Source organism: Vibrio sp. 10N.247.311.13 (genome assembly GCF_041467595.1).
Classification (GTDB): Bacteria; Pseudomonadota; Gammaproteobacteria; order Enterobacterales; family Vibrionaceae; genus Vibrio; species Vibrio crassostreae_C.
On sequence record NZ_JBFSUX010000080.1, the window covers coordinates 1 to 18,622 of the forward strand.

Consider the following 18,622-nt stretch of genomic DNA (forward strand, 5'->3'; position numbering starts at 1 on the left):
CTTGTACGGTGGTGTGAGAGGACGGAGGCCGTGAGGCCTCCTCCTACTCGATTTAGGCTCAGTTAATCGAGATTAACGAGTGCCATATACCACGATAGTTTTACCGTGTGCAGAAATTAGGTTCTGCTCTTCTAGCATCTTCAAGATACGACCAACTGTCTCACGAGAACAACCAACGATCTGGCCAATCTCTTGGCGAGTGATCTTGATTTGCATGCCGTCAGGGTGAGTCATTGCATCTGGTTGTTTTGCTAGGTTTAGTAGCGTTTGTGCGATACGACCAGTTACGTCAAGGAACGCTAAGTCACCAACTTTTTGGCTAGTTACTTGTAGACGGTTTGCCATTTGCGCTGATAGACGCATTAGGATGTCTGGGTTCACTTGGATAAGTTGACGGAATTTCTTGAAAGAAATTTCAGCTACTTCACAAGGAGATTTTGCACGAACCCAAGCTGTACGCTCTTGGTCTTCTTCGAATAAGCCTAGCTCACCGATGAAGTCGCCTTGGTTTAGGTAAGAAAGAATCATTTCCTTACCTTCTTCGTCTTTGATAAGAACTGCCACAGAACCTTTAACAATGTAGTACAAGGTTTCTGCCTTTTCACCAGCATGAATCAAAGTACTTTTTGATGGGTACTTATGAATATGACAGTGTGAAAGGAACCACTCTAATGTTGGATCGGTTTGAGGTTTACCTAGAACCATAATATCTCACTTCCTCTGCAGGGTATGCTTGCCGCTTTCCGTATTTTAGCTAAGCCTGGATTGACTTGTAGGATAAGAGCACTCGTTGAGCGCTGCAAGCTATCTTGTGTTTCGTTTAAGAATAGTATCCTTTTTCAGGTACTATTTCTTGATTTTAATCGTGACCAAGCTACGATTTTTTACGCAAAATTGTGCACATGATCACGGTATGAAAAGTAATCAACCAGAATGGTGCTCTGTTAACCAATTTTTCCGGTTTCGATGAGTTGTTGTAGGATCGGCCTTACAATGAGCTCCATAGCAAAACTCATCTTCCCTCCTGGTACCACAAGCGTGTTGTGGCGAGACATAAATGAGCCATCAATCATAGCTAAAAGGTAAGGGAAATCGACGTTTTTGATGCCGCGCAAACGTATAACAACGAAGCTTTCGTCTAAACTTGGGATCCCTTTAGCGTTGAGAGGGTTTGATGTGTCTACCGTTGGAACACGCTGAAAGTTGATGTGAGTACGCGAAAACTGAGGAGTAATGTAGTTAAGGTAATCATCCATCGAGCGAACAATCGAGTCCATTACTGCTTCACGAGAATGACCACGATCGCGTGTGTCGCGAACGAATTTCTGGATCCATTCTAAGTTGACGATAGGTACCATGCCGATCAGCAAGTCGACGTGTTGAGAAACATTGATATCGCCATCAACCACACCGCCGTGCAGGCCTTCGTAAAACATCACATCTGAATTTTCTGGGATCTCTTGCCATGGCGTAAAGGTGCCTGGCATTTGATTGTAAGGAACGGCTTCATCGAACGTGTGCAGGTAGCTACGTACCTTGCCTGTACCTTCGTTACCGTATTTACGGAAGAACTCTTCTAGCGCACCAAAGTCGTTGGCTTGTGGACCAAAGTAGCTGATGTGCTTACCTTGCTCGCGCGCTTTACGGATCTCGACATCCATCTCTGGTCGAGTGAAGCGATGGAAACTATCCCCTTCAACCCAAGCGGCCTTCACGTCCATCATATTGAACATTTTACGGAAGGCTTCTGAGGTGGTGGTGGTGCCGGCTCCTGATGAACCCGTCACCGCAATAATTGGATGTTTAGCGGACATGACAACCCTTGTCTTTTGAGTAACTTACTTGTTAGCAATCGTTTACCACTATAACACGGCTCCTTTATGAGCGCAGCCTAGAAGCGTTTTGTGACTTGAATATCAACGGTTTCATGCAGCTCAGAAAATACGATACTGACTTCTCCTGAGGCTAATTGATGTTTCACTTGGTCAATCTTGTTTTGCAATGAAACCTCTACATCACCGTAGTCTGTACCTTCACGCAGCACGAACTCTTTGATGAGGTTTTCCAGTGTTTCTGGTGCAATGTCTTGCCATGGGATGATCATAAATACTTCTCTCTTTTATGTTCATAAATAGGTTTATTGATGTGTTGATTACTGCGTCTAGTGACGTCTACCACTCAGTCCTTAAAAAGGCTCGGTCATTATGCCGAATCTTGGATACTTTCATAGTAGGCTGGCAATGCTTCTTCTAGCCAAAACCTGGGCTTGAGCGTGCTACCGGTAATGAACCCCACATGGCCACCTTTCTGAAACAAGCGATAATCAATATTGTCTGGAAGTACGAATTTTGGAATAACATCATCAGTCATGAAAGGATCGTCTTTAGCATGAATGATCTGAGTCGGTAGCTTAATCTTATTCAGTTTTGGAAGCGCTGAACATTGAGCATAGTAGTCTTGAGCATTCTTAAATCCATGCAGAGGCGCAGTGATCCTTTCATCAAACTCATACAGTTTGTCTATTTTTTTGATGGTTTCAGCTGTGATGCCAAGTTTTTCCTGTAGCAGGTTAACTTTTTTTAACGCATTCGATTTTAGAGAGTTGAGCAGGTACTTCTTATAAAGCTTGGAGAAACCGCGCTCAATACGACTCGAGCAACACGCTAAGTCAAAAGGAGCAGATACGATGGTCGCCGCCGACAGCAATGGGTCGTCTGCGTACTCAGCCAAATAGTTCGCCAGCATGTTTCCACCTAAAGATATGCCAACCGCAACCTTAGGGTTATTCGGAAACTGGGCGTGCAGGTGTCTTAGAAAAAAGCGCGCATCTTCGACTTCACCTGAATGGTAAGCGCGAGCCAGGCGATTGGGTTTTCCGCTGCAGCCTCTGAAGTGCATCATCACGGACAACCAACCATCTTTAGCAAACGCATTCATTAATCCATTGGCATAAGGGCTCTCAAAGCTACCTTCTAAACCGTGGAATAGAACGAATATCGGCTTGCTACTGCGATCATTTTTATTTGAGGTGTCACCGTCTGGTGATTCGCTCCAAGCAAGATCAAGAAAGTCACCATCGGGTGTTTCTAAGGTTTGCCAGTGAGGATGAAACAGCGCCTGCTTCCTAATAAACCGTGGCACTAAGGTTTGTAAGTGCGGATTAGAGAGACCAGCAGCTGCGGTAAATATTGTCATAAAAACGATCCATGCTTCTTTATACGGGTTTTGATAACGTGTTGAGTTTGTAACGAAACGCCCACGTTTTTATTTGAGCTTGGTTGATTCTCGGCATAAGCGCAAGGCTTCACTTATACGAGATACAAAAACAGACTATGGGTAACCGTTTGAATAATATCAAGGTTAAGCTTGGATCTTGATTGAATAAAAGGGAAAGAGAACGAGCTAGGGCTGTGGTGCTGGTTCAGAAAAAGCGTCGTAGAGGTTTTCAGCCCCTAATAAACGACAGTATTGAAAAGCGAGTGGTGATTGCTGGTTAGCCGTAAGCTGAAGAGAATTAATGCAGTCGACGAGATCAGATTGCTGTTGCTTCTCTAACTGCAGTTCAAATTGGAGAGCTTCACGGTAGAGGGAATCGACGACTTGAGGTTTGAGGTGCTTACGCAGCTCTCGATAGCTATGAAGCAGGGCTTCAGAGCGGCTTAAACACTGTTGAACTTTATGCCACTCTTCTTCAGCAAAAGACAATTGCTGCTCATCAAGCCATTTGAGAAGCAGCAGTAGATTGACGTTGCCGTGGAACTGGTTTTGCAAAGCTAAGCACGCATCCTTTACACCGCGCACACTGTAATACTGAAGGCTAAATTGCCATAGTCGTTCCAGTGTTAGTGATATTGGGGCGTGCTCTGGGCTCATAAGCTATCCATATCCTGTTCCATCTGCTCAAGCTCTTCTTGAGTGGACATCCAATCCATTTCAACTTCTTCTAGCTGTGACTTACTGCTCGCTTGGAGAGCGAGTACTTTATTCAGTTTAGCCTTATTTTCAGCTTCATACAGTGATGTGTCGGATAATTCTTGCTCAGCTTCTTCAAGAGCCTGCGTTAATTTATCCATCTGCTTTTCAAATTGAGTGAGCTTTTTACGAAGTGGTGCCGTCAGTTTACGGAACTCGGCTTCTTTACGTTTCTGCTCTTTTTTCGCTGCTGCACTGTTGGCGCCGTCTTTGGCTGGTGCCAATGCTTGTGCTTCTTTGCGCTCAACTTTCTGTTGCTCGGTTAGCCACTTGTAGTAATCGCTTAAGTCACCATCAAACGGTGCGACTTGGCGGTCGTGTACAAGGTATAAATCATCGGTAGTTGCACGCAGTAGGTAACGGTCGTGCGATACGATAACCATTGCGCCTTCAAACGTCTGCAGGGCAAAAGTCAGCGCTTGACGCATGTCGAGATCCAAGTGGTTGGTTGGTTCATCGAGTAGCAACAGGTTCGGTTTTTGCCATACCAGTAGCGCTAATACTAAACGCGCTTTTTCACCACCAGAGAAGGGTGCCACTTTATCGAGCGCTTTTTCACCTTGGAAACCGAAGCTACCTAGGTAATCACGCAATTGTTGCTCGGTGTGTTTAGGGGCAATCTGCATCATGTGCTGCAGCGGTGTTTCTTCTGGGTGCAACGTTTCTAACTGGTGCTGTGCAAAGTAACCAATCTTAACGCCTTGCGAATAACTCAGTTCACCGCCTTGCTGTTTAAGTTCGCCAGAAAGCAGTTTAATCAGTGTTGATTTACCAGCACCATTTCGACCAAGTAGACCAATACGGCTACCCGGTACTAGGTTCAGGCGAATTTTCTCTAGAATCAGATTGTCATCATAGCCCGCTGATACTTCATCCATCATCATGATTGGATTTGGTAGCGCGTCTGGTTCTCTAAACTCAAAGCTGAATGGATTATCAAACTGAGCAGGCAGCACTTGTTCCATTTTCTCTAGCGCTTTAATACGGCTTTGCGCTTGGCGAGCCTTTGAAGCTTTGTAACGGAAACGGTCAATGTAGCTCTGCATGTGAGACATCTGTTTCTGCTGCTTTTGGTACATCGCTTGTTGCAGAATCAGTTTTTGCGCTCGTTGGGTTTCGAACGATGAGTAGTTACCCGTGTACTCATTGAGCTGTTGGTTTTCAACGTGCACGATGCGGTTGACGATAGGGTCTAAGAAGTCTCTATCGTGCGAGATAAGCACTAGCGTGCCAGGGTAGCTTTGTAACCAACGCTCTAACCACATTACTGCGTCTAAATCCAAGTGGTTGGTAGGCTCATCGAGTAGCAGTAGGTCACTGCGACACAGTAGGGCTTGCGCTAGGTTCAAACGCATACGCCAACCACCTGAGAATTGAGTCAGGTTCCATGTCATTTGTTCTTGGCTAAAGCCTAGGCCATCCAGTAACTCGGCAGCACGTGCCTTTATGCTGTAACCACCAATGGTTTCAATCTTGCCGTGGATCTCTGCTACCAATGTGCCATTGTCGGCTTGTTCAGCTTTCTCTAGTTGATCTTCAAGGCCGCGGTATTCACGGTCACCATCAATCACGTATTCAATTGCTGTTCTTTCTAATGCAGGGGTTTCTTGAGCAACCCAAGCCATTTCCCAATGGGCAGGTTTGCTGAATGAGCCCGCATCAATAGACAGTTCGTCCTTAATTAAGGCGAATAGCGTAGATTTACCACAGCCGTTTTTACCAACCAAACCGATCTTGTCGCCAGGGTGAAAAGTCGCAGATGCTTGGTCGAGGAGTGGCTTACCGCCGCGTAGCAATTGAATATCAGAGAAAGTAATCATAATTGAAATAGCATAGAAATTAGAGGTGAACAGACGCCTGCATAGTAGGCTGAAACCAGATAAAAGTCGATCACAATGCAATTTGCGTTATGATGCCAATAACATATTAATAACTTTTGCTTAAATTCTTGTGGCCTTGCCACCGTTTAGCCCTCAAAGGAATGTTTCAAAGGAATGAGTAATACTCCCTCGACAGACAAAGTCGTGCCAAAGGTGTTGATCATCTACGCGCACCCAGAGCCGCAAACCTCTATTGCTAACCAGATGATGGTTAAGAAGGTAGAGTCGCTCGGTCATGTCAAAGTTCATGATCTCTACGCCATCTACCCTGACTTCTTTATTGATGTGCCTTATGAGCATGAATTGCTCCTTCAATACGATGTGATCGTGTTTCAGCATCCTCTGTTTATGTATTCCTGCCCTTCATTGTTAAAAGAGTGGTTTGATCGCGTGTTAGGCAAGGGCTTTGCTTTTGGTGAGCAAAGTGCGCTTAAAGGCAAACACTGGCGCAGTGTGATTACTACCGGTGGTAAAGAAGAGGCGTTTGGTGCCGCAGGTTATAATAAATATCCATTACAAGAGATCTTGCAACCATTCGAGCTTACCGCTGCTTTGTGTCAGATGAATTGGATATCCCCTTTGGTTTTACACTGGGCACGAAATGTCTCCGATATGACGCGTTACCAACACGCCGAAGCGTATCGAAATTGGTTGCGAGACCCGCTACAAGATATAGGAGCAGATGATGGCTCTGACTAATGATTTTCTACAAAGTAGCGTTATATTTTTAGCGGCTGCTGTGGTTGCGGTTCCTATCGCACAGCGCGCCGGTTTGGGTTCAGTACTTGGTTACTTATTAGCGGGCGTGGCAATTGGCCCATGGGGGCTGGGCTTAATCAGTGATGTCGAAGCGATTCTACACTTCTCCGAATTCGGGGTGGTACTGCTGCTCTTCCTGATTGGTTTAGAGCTTAACCCGAAAAAACTGTGGCAGATGCGAGCCCCCATTCTCGGGTTGGGCGGCGCGCAAGTGCTGATCACCACTCTAATTATTACCGCCATCGCCTGTCTATTTGGATTAACCTGGCAAACCAGTCTCGTGATAGGTATGGGTTTGGCGCTGTCTTCGACTGCGATTGCCTTGCGTGTTATTGAAGAGCGAGAGCTCGGCGGCAAAGAAGCAGGGCAGTCGGGCTTTGCAGTACTGCTTTTCCAAGATATCGCTGTTATTCCAATGCTAGCAATGTTGCCTCTACTTGCGGGTAATACCGGCGGTAGCTGGGCTGACATGCTGTGGATGCTGGGTGGCGTGATTGGCCTACTGGTCGGTGGCCACTTCTTGTTGAGACCACTTTTCCGATACGTAGTGATGAGTGGTGTGCGTGAGTTATTCACCGTCGCGGCGCTGTTACTTGTGATTGGTATTGCTGTGATCATGCAACGGATTGGCTTGTCGATGGCATTAGGTACCTTCCTAGCGGGCGTACTTCTGGCTGAAAGTGAATATCGACACGAGCTTGAGATCGCGATTGATCCATTCAAAGGTTTACTGCTTGGTCTGTTCTTTATCTCTGTGGGTATGGCGGTAAACCTAGGTCTACTGGCAGAAAGCCCATTCGCAATACTTATTGCAGTGTCGTCGCTAGTCGTATTGAAAGGTTTGGTGCTGTATGCGCTGGCTCGTATCTTCGGCACTCAAGCTAAAGCACGCAGCCGAATGGCGATGATCCTTAGCCAAGGTGGTGAGTTCGCTTTCGTTATTTTTACTGCGGCGAGTGCTCAAGGCATCTTAAGTGGCGAACAAGTGTCGTTCTTACTGGTGGTTGTGAGCCTTTCTATGGTGACCACGCCATTGATGCTTAAACTGCAAGACCGATTCTTTGCACGTCAGCTTAATCAAATCAGTGAAAGTGCGATGTCTTCGGATGTGGTTGATCGCAGCCCTCGAGTGATTATTGCGGGCTTTGGTCGTTTTGGTCAGATCATTGGTCGTCTGATGTATGCCAACAAGATTCGTATCACTGTCCTTGAAAGTGATGCCAGCCAAATACACATCCTTAGAAAGTTCGGCTACAAGGTGTTTTACGGAGACTCGACTCACCTAGAGCTATTACGCGCAGCTGGTGCTGATAAAGCAGAGGCGATTGTGTTGTGTACTGACTCCCCAGATGAAATCATGAAAACCGTCGATTTATGTAAGCAGCACTTCCCACGCTTAAAGATCTTGGCGCGTGCACGAAGCCGTGTTGAAGCGTATCAACTACTTAACCACGGTGTGAGTAACTATTCGCGTGAAACCTTCCTTGGAGCATTGGATTTAGGTCGTCAAACATTGACTGAACTTGGCATGCATCCATATAAAGCGAAGCGAGCAGAAGCACACTTTAGAAAGTTGGATAATGGTATGCTGAAAGAGTTGCTGCCTCAGCATAACGAAGATGCAGAGTTAGCCCAAAGAGCGAAAGAGGCTCGTAAAGAACTTGAAGAGATCTTTGGACACGAGATGGAAAACGATCACCAATCTCGAAACTATTGGCAGTAGCTTGAAGTGATAACTCATGCTTGAGCTTAGAAATAGAGCTTGGGCATAGAAATAACAGACTATAGAACTAACCTAATAATAAACGCGGTCTCTGCTTAACTTATCAATAAAGTGAGTGGGAAGAACCGCGAATCCAGAGTAGTAAAGGATATGAACGTGAAACAGAAAAAACGCTTTATCGCAGGGGCAAGCTGCCCAAGTTGCAACACTCAAGACACACTCCGTTGGTGGATTGAAAATAATATCGAGCTGGTGGAATGTGTCGATTGTGACTTCACAGAACAGCGTAAACCGAAAACTGTAGAGAAATCTGAACACGCGAATCAAGAAATGATCGGTATTTTTAAGCCAGAATGATTGAGTTTCGTTAATTGATCCCCATAATATCCCGGTACAGAATTTTTCCTAAGCTCAACTGTTCGAGCTTAGTCCAAACCTCCTTGGAGCTCTCATGAAAATTGAAAAGAACGTAGTAGTTAGTGTTGCATATCAAGTGAAACTTGAAGATGGCGTAGTAGTTGACCAATCAACTGCAGAAGCTCCACTAGATTACCTTCACGGTCACAACAACCTAATTACAGGTCTTGAAAAAGAGCTTGAAGGCAAAGTAGCTGGCGACAAGTTCTCTGCAACTGTTACTCCAGAAGACGCATACGGCGAACACAACGACGCACTAGTTCAACGTGTTCCTGCTGACGTATTCCAAGGTGTTGAGCAAATCGAAGTTGGCATGCGTTTCCTAGCGGATACTGACCAAGGTCCAATCCCAGTTGAAGTTACTGAAGTAGATGGCGACGAAGTTGTTGTTGATGGTAACCACATGCTAGCTGGCCAAACTCTAACGTTTGACGTTGAAGTTGTAGCGGTTCGTGAAGCGACTGAAGAAGAAGTTCAACACGGTCACGTACACCAAGAAGGCGGCTGTGGCGGTCACGACCACGATCATGACCACGAAGGCGGTTGCTGTGGTGGCGAAGGCCATGACCACGGTGAAGAGAAAAAAGACGGCTGCTGCGGCGGCGGTAGCTGTGGTTCTCACTAATACCGAATTAACGGTTTAGTTTAAGAATCTTGAAAGCCTCCCTTGTGGAGGCTTTTTGCGTTTAGGAGTCTCGCTTTTTGACCTCGCTTTTCTCTACCAAACTAAGTGTCCGCAAATCTAAGCATTCGTAAAAGTTTGGTTTTCGTTATCAGACATCGAACCATGGATGTGGTATTGATAGCACAACATTATAAGACGACGTCAGTGGAGAGTTTGTATGTCACAGCCTTTTTCAATTGCCATTCATGGTGGTGCAGGAACCATCTTGCGCGAGCAAATGAGCTATGAATTAAAAGCGGGTATTACCGAGGCTTTGGAAAAATCGGTTTTGGCTGGTTATCAAATATTGCAATCGGGTGGTGATGCTCTGGATGCGGTAGTGGCATCGGTTAAGGTGATGGAAGACAGCCCGCACTTTAATGCCGGTAGGGGCTCTGTTTTAACGCATGATGAATTTGTTGAGATGGACGCTTCTGTGATGCATGGCCGCGAAATGGATGCAGGTGCTATTGCAGGCGTTCGCCATATCAAAAACCCAATTGAGCTTGCACGTGATGTGATGCGGAAAAGCGACCATGTGTTGCTGATTGGTGAAGGTGCCGAGAAGTTTGCGTTTGAGCATGACTACACCTTTACCGAGCAAGACTACTTCTTTACTGAGTGCCGCTATGACCAACTTCAGTCGATGAAAGAGAAAGGCATCTTTGCTCTGTCTGAAGCGAAATATGATGAACAGCAAGCTGAGAAATACCCTGACGATAAAAAGTACGGCACGGTTGGTGCGGTCGCATTAGACCAAGCGGGTAACTTAGCGGCAGCAACCAGTACCGGTGGCGTGACCAATAAGAAATACGGTCGTGTGGGTGACTCTCCGATCATTGGTGCAGGAACCATCGCTGAAAATGGCAATGTTGCCGTCTCAACAACCGGGATGGGTGAGTTCTTCCTACGTAAAATGGTCGCCAGTGATGTCGCAGCACGAATGCGTTATCTGAAAGAAGATGTGCACACCGCTTGTGAAACGATCATTCAAGGTGAATTGAAAACCATGGGTGGAGAAGGTGGCTTGATCGCTATCGATGGCCAAGGCGATATACATTTTGGTATGAACAGCTCAGGAATGTATCGTGCAAGCGTTGATACTCAAGGTCGTGTTGAAGTGAAGATTTATGCCGACGACTAAGTTGGTATCGGCTTAATTGGCTTTAGCTTATTCACTGAGATGAAATAAACAAAAGGGCGACAGATAAGTATCTGTCGCCCTTTTAGTTTTCTATGTCCCGTCCTGAAATGTGTTTACACATTGAGGACGAGAAACTAACGATATGCGTCGTTAGATTTAATTGGTTATTTTGAACCGCACTTAATAGTGTGGAGGTGGCGTCTCTTCTGATGCGTCAGCTAGATTAGAGCCATCCATATTTTTTACTTTGCCAACCACGAACTTCATCTGATCTTGCATTCTCGTGATTAACATTTGTTGTTGGCTAAGCGCTTCATTGAGTTCTTCAATGGTCTGTTCTTGGAAAGCTAGCTGACACTCTAGGTCATTTACGCGGCTTTCTAGTTGTTCAACTCGCTTTTCTGTCATCGTTCTTAATCCACATTCCAAGCTTGGGCAATGCCCGCAGAGGTGCCCGATATCACACGGTTCTTATCATCAAAGGCTGCATCATACACTACCGCACGAGGAGGGCGAGCATCTTTTAGTGGCTCAGCATCGTGGCGAGAAATTCGTTTGCCATCCTGAGTATTCCACACACTCACTTGGCTGGATGGCGTGCCCGTCACCAACATGCTGCCGTCATCAGAAAAACGAGCACTCGAAAAAATCAACTGTCGAGACCAGCTTTGCAATTGCGCTTGAGGTTCGCCCGTTTCAAGATCCCAAATCATCGCTTGATTGCCGCCATCAGAGGTAAAAGCCAGCTCGCCATCGCGTTGTAGCGCGACTCGTACTACTCTTTGTTCATGCTCAAAGGTGCGTAATACCAAGCCTGACTCGGTATCCCACAGGTAGGCTTTATAGTCGTTGCCACCTGATAATGCGTAGCGACCATTGGAAGAAAGGGAAACAGAATTAACTTTTTCTCGGTGAGCAAGGAACTCAAGACGGCGTCCGGTGACTAAGTCCACATAGATCGCTTTGCCATTAGACAGGCCAAGCAATACTTTTTCACCATTGCTAGAGATATCGACATCGCGAATTAAGCCATCGGAGATAGACCAAAGCCCTTGTGCTTGAGTCCAAGAGAGGTCCCAAACGGCGAAGTTCATCTGGCTTGCGGTAATGGCAAAGCGGCCATTGTCCGAGATACGGATACGCGATACTTGGTTTTCTAATTGATCTTGTGGGCCGAGTTGAGCTAACTCTTTGTTTTCGGCAAGGTCCCAAAGCAATAGTTGTTTTTTCTGAGAGTAGAGCAGGGCGAAGCGTCCATCTCTGCTAAGGGCAAAGCTGGTGGCACCATTGGGTTCTATTTCCCAACGTTGCTCATCATCTTGGAAGAAAAAACATCCATTTAACAAGGCGATGACAATTGTACATAGCAATGAGTGGAAAAATATTCGCATCACATCTAATAATCCGGTTTGTGTCGAAAGACATATGACTAGTATATTGTTATAACTAACGTATTCACACCAATCTAATCATTAGATTTGTGCACAATAACCAATGGCTTGGCCATTAATTGGAGAATTCAATGAAATCAGTTTTAAAAGTATCACTGCTTGCCGCAACGGTTATGCTAGCAGTTGGTTGTCAGAAAGAAGAACCAAAGGCAGAAGCTCCACAGGTTGAAGAAGTTAAAGTTGAAGCAGTAAACTTTAAAACAGAAGACGACAAAGCGGCATACGCAATCGGCGTATCTTTCGCTAACTACCTAAGCACAAGCATTGATAAGCCAAGCGAACTAGGTATTAACCTAGACAAAGATATGGTTCTTCAAGGTATCGAAGACGTATTCGCAGAGAAAACTGCACTGAACGAAGAAGAAACTCGCGCAGCTCTTGAAGCTCTAGACAAGCGTGTTGCTGAAACTATGCAAGCACAAGCGGCAGAGAAATCAGCTGAAACTAAGAAAGCAGGTGATGACTTCCGCGCTGAGTTCGCAAAGACTGAAGGCGTAGAGCAAACTGAGTCTGGTCTACTTTACCAAGTAATGACTGCTGGTGAAGGCGCTTCTCCAAAAGACACTGATACCGTTCAAGTACACTACAAAGGTACGCTAACAGACGGTACTCAGTTCGACAGCTCTTACGATCGTGGTGAACCAGCAACATTCCCACTTAACCGCGTAATCCCAGGCTGGACTGAAGGCGTACAACTGATGCAAGTTGGTTCTAAGTACAAGTTCGTTATCCCGCCAGAGCTAGCATACGGTGAGCAAGACACACCGACTATCCCTGCTAACTCAACGCTAGTATTCGAAGTAGAACTACTAAACATCGATAACGCTGAAGCAGCTCCTGCACAGTAATATCGGTTAAAAGCCTCGTACTAAAATACGTTGATTGAATAAAAAGCCTAACTTTGAGTTAGGCTTTTTTTATGATTTGAAGATGAGTATTTGATTTTTAAACTTGTTCTAAATCACTAGTTGCAATGTTAGCTAGGTGTGCAATTAAAATTTTCTGATAAACTTACATAAATTTGTTGATTTTTCACACGAAGGTAAGGAATAAGTGACTACTACAGAAACAGTCAATGCAGATGTGTTACTTGAAATGGAATCAGTCCACGTTATGCCATTCAGTGAACACGATAAAATCATTCTAAGATCTTATGAGGCCGTTGTTGACGGTATTGCGAGCCTTATTGGTCCGTTTTGTGAAATCGTTTTGCACTCTTTAGAAGACCTCAATACTTCTGCGATTAAAATTGCCAACGGCGAAAATACAGGTCGTCAGGTTGGCTCGCCGATCACCGATCTTGCATTGAAGATGCTAAAAGATATTGAAGGTTCTAAGCGTAACTTCTCACGTTCATACTTCACTCGCGCTAAAGGCGGAGTGTTGATGAAGTCGATCACGGTTGCTATCCGCAACGGTGAAGACCGAGTGATTGGCCTACTGTGTATTAACGTGAATCTAGACGCGCCATTCTCACAAGTGCTGCAATCGTTCATGCCTACACAAGACGCAGACGAAGCCGCATCATCGGTTAACTTCGCTAGTGACGTTGAAGAACTTGTCGACCAAACGGTTGAACGCACCATTGAAGAAATTAACGCTGACAAATCGGTATCGAACAATACTAAGAACCGTCAGATCGTGATGGAGCTGTACGACAAAGGTATTTTCGATATTAAAGACGCGATCAACCGCGTTGCTGAGCGACTGAACATCTCTAAGCACACCGTGTACCTATACATCCGCCAACGTAAAACAGAGGATGAAGAGGGTTGCTAAGCTATACACTCCTAGTGAATGGGCCAGTCTATGGCTCACAGTCAGCAAGAAGTGCCTACCAGTTTGCCGTGGCTCTGATTAAACAGGGCCACAAACTTCACAGTGTGTTCTTCTATCAAGATGGCGTCAGTAACGGCTCAGACCTTACCGTACCGGCTAACGATGAATTTGATTTAGCTTCTGCTTGGCAAAAGCTGGCTGATGAACACGATGTTAGCCTTGAAACCTGTGTGGCAGCTGCGCTAAGACGCGGAGTGATTAGCTCTGAAGAAGCAGAGCAACATCAACTAAGTGCCTCTAACCTAGCCACTGGATTTACTCAAGCCGGATTAGGGAGCTTATCGGAAGCGCTACTAACGCAAGATAGGGTTGTGCAGTTTTGAGAAAGTTAGCCTTTATATTTAACAGTTTCCCTCATACGACCGCTGCGGGTAGAGAAGGGTTAGACGCCCTGCTTGCTGCGTCCGCATATAGTGAAGACATTGCCGTGTTCTTTGTTGGCGATGGCGTGACACAGCTTCTCAAAGCGCAGCAGCCCGACGAAACACTATCGCGTGACTACATCTCTGCATTCAAACTTATGGACCTGTACGACATCGAACAGGTGTATGTGTGTCAGCGTAGTCTGAGTCAGTTTGGTCTTTCAGCAGACAACCTGCTGATCGATGTGACCACCGTTGAAGCCGACGAGTTAACGCAGAAGTTAGCTCAGTGCCAACAGATACTGACTTTCTAGGGGACGCTATGCTTCATATTGTAAAATCAGTCGACAAACTTAAACTCGCATTGACCTATTCTCAGCCACAAGATCAGTATCTTTTGGTGGAAGATGCGGTGTATGTTTGCCTTCCCAATCATGAGTTATTCACTCAAATCTGCGCAGTAGAGCAGGTGTCGGTGTTAAAACCAGATCTCGATAGCCGAGGTTTACAACTACTTGTCTCAAGTACCATTGATCAAGTTGACTTCGATGGCTTCGTTAAACTGACGGTTTTGAACGACAAATCAGTCACTTGGTAGCTGTGTTTTATCAGTTTGGTTAAAAGTAGACCATCCTGAGCTCTAGACGGCTAAAAAAGATCTGTATATTTCTTGACACACCTCCCACTGCTGAATAGAATTTTGCGTCCCTAATTACGACTTGTGATTAGGGATAGATTTTTCACAAAGCTTACTTTCAAGTAAATTTCAGGAGCTAGTTAATGGCAACTATTAACCAGTTGGTTCGCAAACCTCGTGTAAAGCAAGTTGTTAAAAGCAACGTGCCTGCACTAGAAGCGTGCCCACAAAAACGTGGTGTATGTACTCGTGTTTACACTACTACACCTAAAAAACCTAACTCGGCACTACGTAAAGTATGTCGTGTACGTCTAACTAACGGTTTCGAAGTAACTTCGTACATCGGCGGTGAAGGCCACAACCTACAAGAGCACAGTGTTGTACTAATCCGTGGCGGTCGTGTAAAAGACCTTCCGGGTGTTCGTTACCACACTGTTCGCGGCGCACTTGACTGTGCTGGCGTTAACGACCGTAAACAAGGTCGTTCTAAGTACGGTGTGAAACGTCCTAAGTCTTAATTGATTCTCTTTTTTAAAAAGAAATCGTTAAGTAAGGCCAAACACTATTTTATTTATTATTCTGAAAAGTTTTGGAAAAAACCTGAAGAAGACAACGGAGAATATCCATGCCACGTCGTCGCGTAATAGGTCAGCGTAAGATCCTTCCAGATCCTAAGTTCAAATCTGAATTGCTGGCAAAATTCGTTAACATCCTTATGGTTGACGGAAAGAAATCTACTGCAGAAAAAATCGTTTACACTGCACTAGATTCAATGGCTGAGAAGTCTGGTAAAGACCACTTAGCTGTATTTGAAGAAGCTCTTGAAAATGTTCGCCCAGCGGTAGAAGTTAAATCTCGCCGTGTAGGTGGTTCAACTTACCAAGTACCTGTAGAAGTTCGTCCGGTTCGCCGTAACGCTCTTGCTATGCGTTGGGTAGTTGAAGCTGCGCGTAAGCGTGGTGAAAAATCTATGGCTCAACGCCTAGCTGCTGAAATGCTAGACGCGTCTGAGAACAAAGGTACTGCGGTTAAGAAACGTGAAGACGTTCACCGCATGGCTGACGCAAACAAAGCGTTCGCACATTACCGTTGGTAATACCTTTTTAGTGCTGCAAGGTTCCTTGCAGCACTTCTTTAGTTCCTATGCTTATGCTAGGAACTATTGCTATTTCTAGGGCAAGCAATTTTTAGCGAAGCATCTCTTTTAACGCCTAATCTAGACATAGCAATAGTCCCTAAGTCTCTAATAAGAGGATTCAACCGTGGCTCGTAAAACTCCTATAGAGCAATACCGTAATATCGGTATCGTTGCTCACGTAGATGCAGGTAAAACAACCACAAGTGAACGTATTCTGTTCTATACCGGTCTTTCTCACAAAATCGGCGAAGTTCACGATGGTGCAGCAACCATGGACTGGATGGAGCAAGAGCAAGAGCGCGGTATTACGATCACTTCAGCAGCAACCACTACGTTTTGGCGTGGTATGGAAGCTCAGTTCTCGGACCACCGTATTAACATCATCGACACTCCTGGACACGTTGACTTCACAATCGAAGTAGAACGTTCTCTGCGTGTGCTTGATGGTGCAGTTGTTGTGTTCTGTGGCTCATCTGGTGTTGAACCTCAGTCAGAGACAGTATGGCGTCAAGCTGATAAGTACCAAGTTCCACGTATGGTTTTCGTTAATAAAATGGACCGTACCGGCGCTGACTTCTTGCGCGTAGTTGAACAGATCAAGGACCGCTTAGGCGCAACTCCTGTTCCAATTCAACTGAACATTGGTGCTGAAGAAAACTTCCAAGGCGTTGTCGATCTTATCAAGATGAAGGCAATTAACTGGAATGAAGCTGACCAAGGCATGACTTTCACGTACGAAGATATTCCTGCAGACATGCAAGAAATGGCTGAAGAATATCGTACAGAACTTGTTGAAGCTGCTGCAGAAGCAAATGAAGAGCTGATGGATAAGTACCTTGAAGAAGGTGAACTAACAGAAGCTGAAATCAAACAAGGTCTTCGTACTCGTACCCTTAATAATGAAATCGTACTTGCTACTTGTGGTAGTGCATTCAAAAACAAAGGTGTACAAGCTGTTCTAGATGCAGTTGTTGATTTCCTTCCTTCTCCAGTCGATGTACCTGCAATTAAAGGTATCGATGAAGATGAGAACGAAGCAGAGCGTCACGCAGACGACAAAGAACCGTTCTCAGCGCTAGCATTTAAGATTGCAACAGACCCATTCGTTGGTACTTTAACTTTCATCCGTGTTTACTCTGGTGTTGTTGAAAGCGGTAAAACAGCTTATAACTCTGTGAAGAAACAACGTGAACGCTTAGGTCGCATTGTTCAAATGCACTCAAACAAGCGAGAAGAAGTAAAAGAAGTACGAGCAGGTGACATCGCAGCCATCATTGGCCTGAAAGATGTGACTACTGGTGAAACCCTTTGTGACCAGAACCATAAGATTGTTCTTGAGCGCATGGAGTTCCCAGACCCAGTTATTCAGATCGTTGTAGAGCCAAGCTCTCAAGCTGATCAAGATAAAATGACTATCGCTCTAGGTAAACTAGCAGCGGAAGACCCATCGTTCCGCGTTGATATGGATGCGGAAACTGGCCAGACTCTGATTTCTGGTATGGGTGAACTACACTTAGATATCATCGTTGACCGTATGAAGCGCGAATTTAGCGTGAACTGCAACGTTGGTAACCCGCAAGTGGCTTACCGTGAGACTATTCGTGGTACAGCGAAAGCGGAAGGTAAATTTATCCGTGAACATGGTGGTAAAGGTCAGTACGGTCACGTATGGCTGAAACTAGAACCATCAGAAGCTGGCGAAGGCTTTGTCTTTGTGGATGAAATTGCCAATGGTATCGTACCGAAAGAGTTTATCGCTTCAGTTGCTAAAGGCGTTGAAGAGCAGATGAACAATGGTGTGCTTGCTGGCTATCCAGTTTTGGATATCAAAGCTACACTATATGATGGTTCTTACCATGAAACAGATTCAAGTGAGATGGCGTTTACAATCGCTGCCTCTATGGCTTTCAGAACGGGTGCACTTGAAGCGCAACCGGTTCTGCTTGAGCCTATGATGAAAGTTGAAGTAACTACTCCAGAAGACTGGATGGGTGACGTTGTTGGCGATATTAACCGTCGTCGCGGCATCATCGAAGGTATGGACGAGGGGACAGCTGGCCTGAAGATAATTCGTGCACAAGTTCCGTTGTCTGTCATGTTCGGTTACGCAACTGATTTACGTTCTGCGACACAAGGTCGTGCTTCTTACTCTATGGAGTTTAGTGAGTACGCTGAAGTGCCTAACAATGTTGCAAAAGCAATCATTGCAGAGCGTGGTTAAACAAAAGGAAGGCATTTTTTTTCATTTTTTGAAAGAACAATGCGTCCAAATATTGCGCTAACGAGAGTTGGCGCATAAAATAGCAATTTCTGGCGCGTCTCGCTCAATAATGAACGTGGCGAATCATAACTAGGAAGGAACACGATTGTGTCTAAAGAAAAATTTGAACGTACGAAACCGCACGTAAACGTTGGTACTATCGGCCACGTTGACCACGGTAAAACAACTCTAACTGCTGCTATCTGTACTACTCTTGCAAAAGTATACGGCGGTGTTGCTAAAGATTTCGCATCTATCGATAACGCTCCAGAAGAGCGTGAGCGCGGTATCACAATCGCAACTTCTCACGTTGAGTACGACACTCCAGCACGTCACTACGCACACGTAGACTGTCCAGGACACGCGGATTATGTTA

22 protein-coding genes are annotated in these 18,622 nt (G+C 45.4%); 14 read left to right on the plus strand and 8 right to left on the minus strand.

What is annotated here, in order from left to right; all coding sequences use genetic code 11:
- Window positions 1-72: 72 nt before the first annotated feature.
- From crp to AB6E52_RS21220, 6 genes are all read right to left on the minus strand, one after another.
- A complete protein-coding gene (gene crp, locus AB6E52_RS21195) occupies window positions 73-705 on the minus strand; it encodes a cAMP-activated global transcriptional regulator CRP (RefSeq protein ID WP_004729651.1) in 633 nt (210 codons plus the stop codon).
- A 239-nt stretch (window positions 706-944) separates the two neighbouring features.
- Window positions 945-1,814 carry a phosphoribulokinase gene (locus AB6E52_RS21200; RefSeq protein WP_010435210.1) on the minus strand — a complete coding sequence of 290 codons (870 nt, stop codon included), beginning with the start codon at window positions 1,812-1,814 and terminating at the stop codon, window positions 945-947.
- 77 nt (window positions 1,815-1,891) lie between these two features.
- Window positions 1,892-2,104: a YheU family protein gene (locus AB6E52_RS21205; protein WP_010435208.1), complete on the minus strand. Its 213-nt coding sequence runs from the start codon at window positions 2,102-2,104 to the stop codon at window positions 1,892-1,894.
- A 98-nt stretch (window positions 2,105-2,202) separates the two neighbouring features.
- Entirely contained in the window at window positions 2,203-3,195 is a 993-nt protein-coding gene (locus AB6E52_RS21210; RefSeq protein ID WP_102320009.1) for a hydrolase, read from the minus strand.
- 207 nt (window positions 3,196-3,402) lie between these two features.
- Window positions 3,403-3,873 (minus strand): TIGR02444 family protein, encoded by a 471-nt coding sequence (locus AB6E52_RS21215; RefSeq protein ID WP_102320010.1) that lies wholly within the window; start codon window positions 3,871-3,873, stop codon window positions 3,403-3,405.
- A complete protein-coding gene (locus AB6E52_RS21220; protein WP_017061112.1) occupies window positions 3,870-5,792 on the minus strand; it encodes an ABC transporter ATP-binding protein in 1,923 nt (640 codons plus the stop codon). Before AB6E52_RS21220 ends, AB6E52_RS21215 begins: the two co-directional genes overlap by 4 nt.
- Window positions 5,793-5,966: 174 nt before the next feature.
- On the opposite strand from AB6E52_RS21220, the gene kefG reads away from it, so the two are divergent.
- From kefG to AB6E52_RS21245, 5 genes are all read left to right on the plus strand, one after another.
- The gene (kefG, locus tag AB6E52_RS21225) at window positions 5,967-6,551 is read left to right on the plus strand and encodes a glutathione-regulated potassium-efflux system ancillary protein KefG (RefSeq protein WP_050711690.1); all 585 of its coding nucleotides are present in this window, start codon (window positions 5,967-5,969) and stop codon (window positions 6,549-6,551) included.
- Complete coding sequence (kefB, locus tag AB6E52_RS21230; RefSeq protein WP_017063703.1) at window positions 6,538-8,334, plus strand: glutathione-regulated potassium-efflux system protein KefB; 1,797 nt, start codon at window positions 6,538-6,540, stop codon at window positions 8,332-8,334. Before kefG ends, kefB begins: the two co-directional genes overlap by 14 nt.
- 156 nt (window positions 8,335-8,490) lie before the next feature.
- The gene (locus AB6E52_RS21235) at window positions 8,491-8,691 is read left to right on the plus strand and encodes a YheV family putative zinc ribbon protein (protein WP_029235422.1); all 201 of its coding nucleotides are present in this window, start codon (window positions 8,491-8,493) and stop codon (window positions 8,689-8,691) included.
- A 94-nt stretch (window positions 8,692-8,785) separates the two neighbouring features.
- On the plus strand, window positions 8,786-9,376 hold the full coding sequence (gene slyD / locus AB6E52_RS21240; RefSeq protein ID WP_017061108.1) for a peptidylprolyl isomerase: 591 nt from the start codon (window positions 8,786-8,788) through the stop codon (window positions 9,374-9,376).
- Window positions 9,377-9,593: 217 nt separating this feature from the next.
- Entirely contained in the window at window positions 9,594-10,559 is a 966-nt protein-coding gene (locus tag AB6E52_RS21245) for an isoaspartyl peptidase/L-asparaginase family protein (protein WP_102320011.1), read from the plus strand.
- Window positions 10,560-10,739: 180 nt separating this feature from the next.
- On the opposite strand, the gene AB6E52_RS21250 is transcribed toward AB6E52_RS21245, so the two are convergent.
- Both AB6E52_RS21250 and AB6E52_RS21255 read right to left on the minus strand, forming a co-directional pair.
- Entirely contained in the window at window positions 10,740-10,967 is a 228-nt protein-coding gene (locus AB6E52_RS21250) for a SlyX family protein (protein ID WP_009848930.1), read from the minus strand.
- 5 nt (window positions 10,968-10,972) lie between these two features.
- A complete protein-coding gene (locus AB6E52_RS21255) occupies window positions 10,973-11,950 on the minus strand; it encodes a WD40 repeat domain-containing protein (RefSeq protein WP_102320012.1) in 978 nt (325 codons plus the stop codon).
- A 131-nt stretch (window positions 11,951-12,081) separates the two neighbouring features.
- Between AB6E52_RS21255 and fkpA the strand changes: the two genes are divergently transcribed.
- From fkpA to AB6E52_RS21300, 9 genes are all read left to right on the plus strand, one after another.
- Complete coding sequence (gene fkpA, locus AB6E52_RS21260) at window positions 12,082-12,858, plus strand: FKBP-type peptidyl-prolyl cis-trans isomerase (RefSeq protein ID WP_017068826.1); 777 nt, start codon at window positions 12,082-12,084, stop codon at window positions 12,856-12,858.
- A gap of 205 nt (window positions 12,859-13,063) precedes the next feature.
- Window positions 13,064-13,789: a transcriptional regulator gene (locus AB6E52_RS21265; RefSeq protein ID WP_004729851.1), complete on the plus strand. Its 726-nt coding sequence runs from the start codon at window positions 13,064-13,066 to the stop codon at window positions 13,787-13,789.
- Window positions 13,783-14,172: a sulfurtransferase complex subunit TusD gene (tusD, locus tag AB6E52_RS21270; RefSeq protein ID WP_017063709.1), complete on the plus strand. Its 390-nt coding sequence runs from the start codon at window positions 13,783-13,785 to the stop codon at window positions 14,170-14,172. The genes AB6E52_RS21265 and tusD overlap by 7 nt, the downstream gene beginning before the upstream one ends.
- On the plus strand, window positions 14,169-14,525 hold the full coding sequence (gene tusC, locus AB6E52_RS21275) for a sulfurtransferase complex subunit TusC (protein ID WP_017063710.1): 357 nt from the start codon (window positions 14,169-14,171) through the stop codon (window positions 14,523-14,525). Before tusD ends, tusC begins: the two co-directional genes overlap by 4 nt.
- Before the next feature lie 8 nt (window positions 14,526-14,533).
- Entirely contained in the window at window positions 14,534-14,809 is a 276-nt protein-coding gene (tusB, locus tag AB6E52_RS21280; RefSeq protein ID WP_017063711.1) for a sulfurtransferase complex subunit TusB, read from the plus strand.
- 182 nt (window positions 14,810-14,991) lie between these two features.
- On the plus strand, window positions 14,992-15,366 hold the full coding sequence (gene rpsL, locus AB6E52_RS21285) for a 30S ribosomal protein S12 (protein ID WP_004737194.1): 375 nt from the start codon (window positions 14,992-14,994) through the stop codon (window positions 15,364-15,366).
- 107 nt (window positions 15,367-15,473) lie between these two features.
- Entirely contained in the window at window positions 15,474-15,944 is a 471-nt protein-coding gene (rpsG, locus tag AB6E52_RS21290; RefSeq protein WP_010435163.1) for a 30S ribosomal protein S7, read from the plus strand.
- 166 nt (window positions 15,945-16,110) lie between these two features.
- Window positions 16,111-18,207 (plus strand): elongation factor G, encoded by a 2,097-nt coding sequence (gene fusA / locus AB6E52_RS21295; RefSeq protein WP_017061101.1) that lies wholly within the window; start codon window positions 16,111-16,113, stop codon window positions 18,205-18,207.
- A 147-nt stretch (window positions 18,208-18,354) separates the two neighbouring features.
- The coding region (locus AB6E52_RS21300) for a GTP-binding protein (RefSeq protein ID WP_246847629.1) at window positions 18,355-18,622 on the plus strand (268 nt) is incomplete at its 3' end.

Bases quoted from the DNA above. Each gene is read 5' to 3' on its own strand.
- crp (WP_004729651.1), bottom strand. From the start codon at position 705: ATGGTTCTAGGTAAACCTCAAACCGATCCAACATTAGAGTGGTTCCTT.
- AB6E52_RS21200 (WP_010435210.1), bottom strand. From the start codon at position 1,814: ATGTCCGCTAAACATCCAATTATTGCGGTGACGGGTTCATCAGGAGCC.
- AB6E52_RS21205 (WP_010435208.1), bottom strand. From the start codon at position 2,104: ATGATCATCCCATGGCAAGACATTGCACCAGAAACACTGGAAAACCTC.
- AB6E52_RS21210 (WP_102320009.1), bottom strand. From the start codon at position 3,195: ATGACAATATTTACCGCAGCTGCTGGTCTCTCTAATCCGCACTTACAA.
- AB6E52_RS21215 (WP_102320010.1), bottom strand. From the start codon at position 3,873: ATGAGCCCAGAGCACGCCCCAATATCACTAACACTGGAACGACTATGG.
- AB6E52_RS21220 (WP_017061112.1), bottom strand. From the start codon at position 5,792: ATGATTACTTTCTCTGATATTCAATTGCTACGCGGCGGTAAGCCACTC.
- kefG (WP_050711690.1), top strand. From the start codon at position 5,967: ATGAGTAATACTCCCTCGACAGACAAAGTCGTGCCAAAGGTGTTGATC.
- kefB (WP_017063703.1), top strand. From the start codon at position 6,538: ATGGCTCTGACTAATGATTTTCTACAAAGTAGCGTTATATTTTTAGCG.
- slyD (WP_017061108.1), top strand. From the start codon at position 8,786: ATGAAAATTGAAAAGAACGTAGTAGTTAGTGTTGCATATCAAGTGAAA.
- AB6E52_RS21245 (WP_102320011.1), top strand. From the start codon at position 9,594: ATGTCACAGCCTTTTTCAATTGCCATTCATGGTGGTGCAGGAACCATC.
- AB6E52_RS21250 (WP_009848930.1), bottom strand. From the start codon at position 10,967: ATGACAGAAAAGCGAGTTGAACAACTAGAAAGCCGCGTAAATGACCTA.
- AB6E52_RS21255 (WP_102320012.1), bottom strand. From the start codon at position 11,950: ATGCGAATATTTTTCCACTCATTGCTATGTACAATTGTCATCGCCTTG.
- fkpA (WP_017068826.1), top strand. From the start codon at position 12,082: ATGAAATCAGTTTTAAAAGTATCACTGCTTGCCGCAACGGTTATGCTA.
- tusB (WP_017063711.1), top strand. From the start codon at position 14,534: ATGCTTCATATTGTAAAATCAGTCGACAAACTTAAACTCGCATTGACC.
- rpsL (WP_004737194.1), top strand. From the start codon at position 14,992: ATGGCAACTATTAACCAGTTGGTTCGCAAACCTCGTGTAAAGCAAGTT.
- rpsG (WP_010435163.1), top strand. From the start codon at position 15,474: ATGCCACGTCGTCGCGTAATAGGTCAGCGTAAGATCCTTCCAGATCCT.